At 68.7% G+C, this 6132-nt stretch carries 7 protein-coding genes and 1 pseudogene; 2 read left to right on the forward strand and 6 right to left on the reverse strand.

The window, feature by feature from the left end:
- Positions 1 to 296: 296 nt before the first annotated feature.
- Complete coding sequence (locus tag ACWGB8_RS37380) at positions 297 to 869, reverse strand: TetR/AcrR family transcriptional regulator (protein ID WP_452218122.1); 573 nt, start codon at positions 867 to 869, stop codon at positions 297 to 299.
- Between the two features lie 100 nt (positions 870 to 969).
- Here ACWGB8_RS37380 and ACWGB8_RS37385 point away from each other — a divergent pair, with 100 nt between their 5' ends.
- Positions 970 to 1257 (forward strand): antibiotic biosynthesis monooxygenase family protein, encoded by a 288-nt coding sequence (locus tag ACWGB8_RS37385; RefSeq protein ID WP_452218123.1) that lies wholly within the window; start codon positions 970 to 972, stop codon positions 1255 to 1257.
- A 315-nt stretch (positions 1258 to 1572) separates the two neighbouring features.
- On the opposite strand, the pseudogene ACWGB8_RS37390 reads toward ACWGB8_RS37385, so the two are convergent.
- Positions 1573 to 1815: pseudogene (locus ACWGB8_RS37390) on the reverse strand (hypothetical protein); the annotation flags it as partial.
- Between the two features lie 18 nt (positions 1816 to 1833).
- On the opposite strand from ACWGB8_RS37390, the gene ACWGB8_RS37395 reads away from it, so the two are divergent.
- Entirely contained in the window at positions 1834 to 2163 is a 330-nt protein-coding gene (locus ACWGB8_RS37395; protein WP_452218124.1) for a hypothetical protein, read from the forward strand.
- On the opposite strand, the gene ACWGB8_RS37400 is transcribed toward ACWGB8_RS37395, so the two are convergent.
- The 4 genes from ACWGB8_RS37400 to ACWGB8_RS37415 all read right to left on the reverse strand — a co-directional run bounded on the left by ACWGB8_RS37400 (position 2132) and on the right by ACWGB8_RS37415 (position 6034).
- Positions 2132 to 2536, reverse strand: coding sequence for a thiol-disulfide oxidoreductase DCC family protein (locus tag ACWGB8_RS37400; protein ID WP_452218125.1), 405 nt, complete (start codon positions 2534 to 2536; stop codon positions 2132 to 2134). The genes ACWGB8_RS37395 and ACWGB8_RS37400 overlap by 32 nt on opposite strands.
- Positions 2533 to 3684, reverse strand: coding sequence for an HTTM domain-containing protein (locus tag ACWGB8_RS37405; protein WP_452218126.1), 1152 nt, complete (start codon positions 3682 to 3684; stop codon positions 2533 to 2535). The genes ACWGB8_RS37400 and ACWGB8_RS37405 overlap by 4 nt, the downstream gene beginning before the upstream one ends.
- Positions 3674 to 4204 carry a DUF5819 family protein gene (locus ACWGB8_RS37410; RefSeq protein ID WP_452218127.1) on the reverse strand — a complete coding sequence of 177 codons (531 nt, stop codon included), beginning with the start codon at positions 4202 to 4204 and terminating at the stop codon, positions 3674 to 3676. Before ACWGB8_RS37410 ends, ACWGB8_RS37405 begins: the two co-directional genes overlap by 11 nt.
- Positions 4205 to 4750: 546 nt before the next feature.
- Positions 4751 to 6034 (reverse strand): ice-binding family protein, encoded by a 1284-nt coding sequence (locus ACWGB8_RS37415; RefSeq protein ID WP_452218128.1) that lies wholly within the window; start codon positions 6032 to 6034, stop codon positions 4751 to 4753.
- Positions 6035 to 6132 lie beyond the last annotated feature (98 nt).

A 6132-nucleotide genomic window follows, 5' to 3' on the forward strand; every position in this document is an offset into this window, starting at 1 on the left:
TTCTGCGCGAACCAGCCCGGCCTGCTGATCGTCCACTCCAGACCACTCTCCCGCACGGCGGCCTCACTGTCGACGATGCCCTCGAAGACACCGCTTGGCGATCATTGTCCAACGGGCATCGGGCATGCGTCGGCCGAGGCGGTCTGGCCAAGCGGTCTCGATGAAGTCACGTGCTGATGCTTTTCGGCATCCGCCGATGGGCTGGGGTTCGGCAGCGCGCCTCATCGTCTCAACGTGGCTTGGCACATCACGAGCACCCCGGCGCTTTCGGTGGTTGCCAGGTGCCTGGGAAGGGATTACGTCCCAGGGTTGCCATGCGGGACGTCGAGGATGATGTCGGCGGCGCGGGCGATGACCAGGGCGCGGGTGGTGCCGGGGTGGTCGGCGGCGAGGAAGTGACTGCCGATGGCCGCGCAGAAGGCGAGCAGAGCGCGAGCCTCGACCTCGTCGGGGTCGGCGCAGAAGGTGCCGATCGCGTCGCGGGCCAGCTGAATGCGCTTGTTGTCCACGCGGCGCAGGCGTTCGGCGACGGTGGGCTCGCGGCGGGCCCAGTCGCGAACGGCCAGGTCGATGGGCAGCAGTCGGTCGCTGGAGAAGGTGAGCCGTCCGGCCAGGCGGACCTTGTCCCGCGCGTCACGGCCTTCCCGCTCGACCTGGTCGATCACATCGTCGACGCTCTCGCGCTCCCAGGTGTCCAGCATCTCGGCCAGCAGTGCGTCGCGGTCGGCGAAGTACCCGTAGAAGCCGCCCTTGGTCACCCCCAACGCCTTGGCGAGGGCCTCGACACGCACCGCCTCCACACCGCCCGCGGCCAGCGCCCGCAGTCCCTCCTCGACCCACTTCTCGCGCGGTGTGCGCAATGCGCCCATCTGTGGCCCACCTCACCCTGTCAGACCTGTTGTACGGAGCCGTACAACAGGTCTAGCCTCGTGTTGTACGGCATCGTACAACCCGAGAGAGGACACCGTCATGTCATTCGGTTTCGTTGCCTTCCACTACCCGGCCCCCGAGCACGTCGAAGAGTTCGTCGCCGAGTGCCACCAGGTCGCCGAGGCGATGCGGCGGCAGCCCGGCTTTCTGTCCGTCGGGGTCTGGGCCACGCCGGACGGCGACGCCGTCGTCACCACCGGCGCTTTCGAGTCCGAGGACGCCTTCCGGGCGACGGCCGACGTCGCCCGCGAGATGGGCGCGACGCCCGACGGCCTGAGCGACCTGGAGGTCAGGCCCCGTGAGGTCCACTTCCTTGTGTCGCGCTAACGATCTCGGCGAGGTCAACTCTCCGTTGAGGTAGGAGCTTTGGCGGGAGTGGACGATGTAGGTCCATCCAAGCCCCGTCTGCAGGACCATAGAGACGGGTCGTCTTTCGCTCCTTTCACCACGCCCGAGCGAAGGGTGACCCGCTTCATGAACCCGACATCATGGCACGCCGGGGAACCTCTGCATTTGAACCCGTACGCGCCCCTGTACATGAGGTAGTACCCGGATAACGGGTGATCCCGGTCACGGACAAACCGGGAGGACAAGGTGGTTGTCCTGGGCAAACCGGGCAGGACAAGGGGGCTGGTCAAGGGGTCAGACAAGGGGTGGGGTCAGACCGCGGACAAGACATCCGATCTTGGGCGTAGCCGGGAGGGCGGTGTTCTCGCTGTAAGGCGTGCCGGTGGCGAGGCAGTGGTGGAGGCAGCCGAGGAGTCGGTTGTAGAGGTTGCGCTGGGCGGAGCTGTGGCGGTCGCCGGCCTTGCGTCGGCGGTCGTAGTGGGCGCGGGCGCCGGGCGAGGCGGTGAGTGAAGCGAAGGCCCAGACGTAGCCGACAGCCACGCCGAGGACACCGCAATGGCGCACCAGCCCGGCCCGTTCAGCGCGCTCACCGACCACGCCGGGTTCCACGAGCCGGACAGCGACCTCGACCGGTTCCTGCCCCCGTTCGCCGCCGGACGCGCCCTGTCCGTCCTCGCCTACCGCGACGCCGCCGAAGGCGGCGACCGGCCGTTCGACCGCCGCAGCCCCGAAGCGACTGGCACGGTGCTGATGCTGCTCCCCGCAGCCTCCGACGACCAAGACCGCGGGTCGGCGGCACCATGGTGGACCGAACCGGCCACGATGCCCTGGCCAGTCTCTACCGCGAGCCGTCTCATGGGTGGCGCCTGGCGCAGGATGCGGTAGCGCCGGGCATGCGTCGCCTGTTCTGCGCCATGAGGGTGTAGAGCCGGCGTGCGCAGGCCCGTACGCCGGGCAGGGTGGCTGCTGCTGCGGCGATCTGGTACCTGCGGGTCGGGGAGGATCCGACCAGGCGGGCCAGTGCGTCGGCCCCGCCCGCACTGACCGCGCCGTTGTGGAGGAGGAGCACCTCTTTGTCGAGCCGTGCCCGGTGTGGGGCGGTGAGCTGCTCGGGCAGAGCCTGCCACGGCACCGCGTTGATCCGTGGCCCGGCCGTTCGACGGATCAGGTCGATCGTTGCCTGGCAGAATCCGCAGTCCCCGTCGTATGCCAGCACCGGTCCTGCATCGCCTGGGGTGTTCTTCAAGCCGCCACTCATGGCTGCGACCGTTCTCTCGTAGGCGTTGCCGCCGGATCAGGCTGCGGCGGTAGGGCGAGGGTCCTGGCTCCGGAGGTGACGTCCAGGCCTCGCGGGCGTCGGAAGGCGTGTCTCCCCAGCTGTCCGACGGCGGTGTAGAAGCGGTCCGGGAGGAACACGGCATCCGCGACGATCATGGCGCCGGAGAAGAGGGGGAGGCCCATGAGGACGGCGATGCCTACGTGCATCCCGAGCAGCATCGCGAGGACGACGTACTTGAGCCTGCCGAACAGGACGAACGGGAACGCCACTTGCAGCAGGACCGTCAGATAGGTGGCGGTGGTGATCAGCATCGGGTGGCTGTCGACGATGAGTGACAGCACCGGCCAGGGGCGGAACAGGTCGAGATTCACCACGTAGTGGAGGGCGGTGCCGTTTCCCCACAGACCGCCCTGAACCTTGTACAGGCCGGCGGATCCGTACACGATGCAGACCTGGGCAGCGATGACGAGCATGGCGCAGTTGTGCACCACCGTACTCAACAGCTCTCGTGCGGAGTTGAGTGCGTTCCGTCGCAGGAGTGTTGCCGCGGGCGCGGGCCGCTTCGCCGTGTCAGGGGCGAGGAGTCGCATCCTGCGCGCGTCGAGGGACCAGCGTCTGCCGCAGGCGGTGAGGGCGAGGTAGACGGCCATGAGGAGGATGAGGTTGTCTCCTCCGTCCGTCATGAAGATGGCCCGTGCGTGGAACGAGGCCACCATCCCTGCGAACAGGATCGCCACCACCCTGGTCCGCCAGCCCAGGACGAACAGTGCACACGTGAGGAGAGCCGCCACGTAGCAGGCCTCGAAGTACGCCTGGCTGTCGGACAGCGTCAGGATGCTGTACCAGCCGGTCTGTTCGAACAACTGTGTCGCCAGGGCAGGCGTCCACGGCGATCCGGGGCCCCAGATCTCGTCGCGGTGGGGGAACTCGCGGAGCAGGAAGGCCATGTAGAGCAGCCCGTAGCCGATGCGCAGCACCGCCGCCGCGTACAGGGACACCGGTCGGCCGGTCAGGGTCCTGCCCTGTGCCCGGATCAGGGCCAGTGCCCGCTCGGCGGCTGCGTGGCCGGCCTCGGAGGGTGTGCGGGGCAGCGGCGGCCGTGTCGGTGGGGTCTGCTCAGTTTCCATCGGGTGCCACCTTCCACCAGGGCAGGTACCTGGTGTCGACTGATGCCGCCGCCGGGCGGGAGCCGCCGGCTGGGGCGGGTGCTGGAATCGGCCGAGTGGTGACCCGTAGCTGGACGGCGTCGAATGTGTGGTGCTGGTGGTCGGCGAGCCGCTGCACCGCGATGTTGCTGAGGTACTTCTGCACCATCACGGCCCGCTCGGAGCGGGGCTTGTCGTCGCCTCCGTGGACTTCGAGGTAGGCGGTCCATGACCGGCGCAGCATGTTCTGCGTCGTGTGGCTGGGGAAGACATTGTGCTTGACATCGGATTCGTCCACTGCGGTCAGGTCGAACCAGTCGCTGACCTCACGATGTCCGCCAGCGGAGGTCTTCACGGTTCTCGCGGAGATCTGCCAGTCGACGGACTGCGGATCCGGAGCGAAGAGCCGCCAGTTCTGCTCGAACAGCGGGTAGATCCACGCGTTGATCTGTCGGCTGTAGCGCTGGGAGATCTGGTTGGGGGGCGCTACGTAGAGAAACATCAGTACAACGTGGAGGAGCGAAACCGACAGGCACAGAGCGGCGGCGACCCTGGCGGCTCCCGCGCGGGTGGGCGTTCGGCCGGCTTGGGCGCTTGGGGCCGGAGTGGACGGCGGGGAGGCCGGTGGAGAATGGACGGGGGCAGACGTGTCGGTCGGCTGCCGGCTCGTTTCCTGGGGTTCCACGGGTTCTGCGTCACCCGCTGTGCGTCCTGTCCGGGTTACCACTTTGACTGCTGCTCCCTTGGCGTTGCTTTCCCGACGGCCTGGGCCGTGTCCGGACGGTTGTGTCGGGCCGGTGAGCGGTCTCCCGCTTGTTCGCGAGGTGTCGCGAGTCGGCATGCGGATGGGCGCGGGCCCGGATCTGTCGTGCCGATGCGGGCGGGCGTCGAGGGAGTCCTTCCGGCCGGTGCAGGGAAGGTGACCCGGTGTCGTGCCCGGCGGGACCGGCCGGGACTGGGATTGGGTGGCGCGCGGCAGTGTTCGTGCGATCTGCCGTGCGCCACCAGTCCGGGGGCTACTGCGCGAGCGCCTCCGGAACCGAACCGGCTACGAGCTCACGGGCGCGCGCCAGCTGTCGTCGCACGGACACACGTCATCTCCGTGGCCGCCGTGATCCCCGTGACCAACATGGTCCTCGTGGCCGACGTGCTCACAGTTCTCGCCGTGGCCGCCACCATGACCGCCATGACCACCATGACCACCGTGGCCGTCATGGCCACCGTGACCGCCATGACCACCATGACCACCGTGGCCGTCATGGCCACCGTGACCGCCATGACCGTCATGACCGCCATGGCCACCGTGACCGCCGCCGTTTCCGCCACCGGTAGTGGCTCCGGTGGCACCACCGACGGTGCCGCCGGTGACAGTGCCACCTGTGGTGCCGGCGATCAGGCCACCGAGCACGCCACCTGTGGTGCCGGCGATCACGCCGCCCGTGGTGCCGCTGGTCGTGGCGCCGGTGGTGGTGCCGGCGACCACGCCTCCCAGGACGCCGCCGGTGGTGCCGTTGGTCGTCGCACCGGTGGTGGTGCCGGCGACCACGCCTCCCAGAACGCCGCCGGTGGTACCCCCGGTGGTGCCTGCCGCACACTCGGGCCGGGTGATTCGGTTGGTGTCCAGTGTGACGGAGCCGTTGCGGGCCAGCGCCCGGCCGTCGAGGGTCGCAGCGGTGTTCGCGCCGATCGACGTGAGGGCCAGGATGTTGCCGACGAAGGCGGTGTTGGAACCGAGGGTGGCCGAGCTGCCGACCTGCCAGAAGACGTTGCAGGGCGAGGCGCCGTTGACCAGGAGCACCTGGCTGGCGGATGCGGTGATGAGCGTGGAGCCGACCTGGAACACCCACACGGCGTTCGGGTCACCATGGGCGTCCAGGGTGAGGGTACCGGTGAGATTGATGGAGGACGAGGCGGTGTAGACCCCCGGATCGAGCGTCAGCCCGCCCAGGTCTCCCGGGGAGGTGAGGGCGACATCCGTGGCCTGGCTGGCCGCGTTGTTGTAGGCGACGGTCAGGTCGCTCTGCGCTTGGAGAGCGACCGCATCCGCCTGGTGGATGGCGCCGTCCACCAGGCCGGGCGGAAAGCCGGTGATGGAGGTCCCGGGACTGACGCCGAGGTCGCCGGTGATGGCGGAGGGCCCGGTGTTGGTGACCGACTGGCCGCCCAGGACCGCAAAGCTGTCCGCCGTTCCGAGGGGGACGGCCGTGGCGATCGCGTGGGCCGGCATCTGGGACACCGTGGTTGCAGCAGCTGCGGTGGAAACGAAGACGATCGCCGCAAGCCAGGTGGAAACGGCACGCCGGCGAGGCGTGCCAGAGGTTCGCAATCTCATCTAAGAGGACGTTAAGTCCGTTTCTGGTAGCGGCCGCGTCCGGGTTGGTCGAGGAGTCCCTGACGAACGAGTCGTCCCAGGCGGGAGCGGGTGACGTT

It is taken from the genome of Kitasatospora sp. NPDC054939 (assembly GCF_053610105.1).

What these genes read in the sequence shown, in the direction of transcription:
- ACWGB8_RS37385 (WP_452218123.1), top strand. Translation starts at nt 970, where the DNA reads ATGTCATTCGGTTTCGTTGCCTTCCACTACCCGGCCCCCGAGCACGTC.
- ACWGB8_RS37380 (WP_452218122.1), bottom strand. Translation starts at nt 869, where the DNA reads ATGGGCGCATTGCGCACACCGCGCGAGAAGTGGGTCGAGGAGGGACTG.
- ACWGB8_RS37405 (WP_452218126.1), bottom strand. Translation starts at nt 3,684, where the DNA reads ATGGAAACTGAGCAGACCCCACCGACACGGCCGCCGCTGCCCCGCACA.
- ACWGB8_RS37395 (WP_452218124.1), top strand. Translation starts at nt 1,834, where the DNA reads ATGGCGCACCAGCCCGGCCCGTTCAGCGCGCTCACCGACCACGCCGGG.
- ACWGB8_RS37415 (WP_452218128.1), bottom strand. Translation starts at nt 6,034, where the DNA reads ATGAGATTGCGAACCTCTGGCACGCCTCGCCGGCGTGCCGTTTCCACC.
- ACWGB8_RS37410 (WP_452218127.1), bottom strand. Translation starts at nt 4,204, where the DNA reads ATGTTTCTCTACGTAGCGCCCCCCAACCAGATCTCCCAGCGCTACAGC.
- ACWGB8_RS37400 (WP_452218125.1), bottom strand. Translation starts at nt 2,536, where the DNA reads ATGAGTGGCGGCTTGAAGAACACCCCAGGCGATGCAGGACCGGTGCTG.